Origin of the sequence: Sphaerisporangium rhizosphaerae (assembly GCF_042665155.1) — a bacterium.
Lineage (GTDB): Bacteria > Actinomycetota > Actinomycetes > Streptosporangiales > Streptosporangiaceae > Sphaerisporangium > Sphaerisporangium rhizosphaerae.
This window is the reverse complement of record NZ_JBHTCG010000112.1, coordinates 1-580: the sequence shown is the minus strand read 5'-3', so window position 1 is coordinate 580 and position 580 is coordinate 1. Positions and strand designations below refer to the sequence as shown.

Sequence of the window (580 nt, the reverse complement as noted above, 5' to 3'; positions counted from 1 at the left end):
CCTCAATATTTTTCACAGCTTCCCTATAAATAAGCCCTTGATATCCTATTTTTTTTTCTAGAAGATGATTGTAAAATTTGCTGTAATAATTTGGCAAGCAATCCCAAAACTCAAGTTGCTTGTCTATAATTTCGGTAGTATTATTTGGAGATAAATCCCATCTTTTAAGAACTTCAATATCCTTTAGATAAGAGAAAACATAATCAGGATTTATAAGATAACGATCAATTTCATTAAAATCTTGCAATAGCGTTTTTGCCCAATTTGCAAATTGTTCAAAATCTTGTCTTTTATCTGATACTGTAAGAGATGAATAAACTTCAAAAAACTCAAACAATAACTCAACGTTATCGATGTTTCTTACTCCAGAAATTTCTTGAACAAAATCTTCAACACTTACTATTTTTGGAGCAAAAAAGTAATCTTTCAAATGCTTTTTAAAAGATTCCAATAAAAATATTTTGGCTTGTACTAAGCATTTTGCTGGATATGGTTTTGCCGAATCTGGAAGAGATTATAACACAGTAATTACAAGTGATGATGTTTTGCAAAATGTGATTTTGCCACCTTTTAAGGCAAC

The 580-nt window shown here is 29.7% G+C and carries 1 protein-coding gene; it reads right to left on the bottom strand.

What is annotated here, in order from left to right:
* Window positions 1–451 (bottom strand): hypothetical protein (locus ACFQSB_RS40310; RefSeq protein ID WP_380832648.1); only part of this gene is annotated, 451 nt, incomplete at its 3' end.
* Window positions 452–580 lie beyond the last annotated feature (129 nt).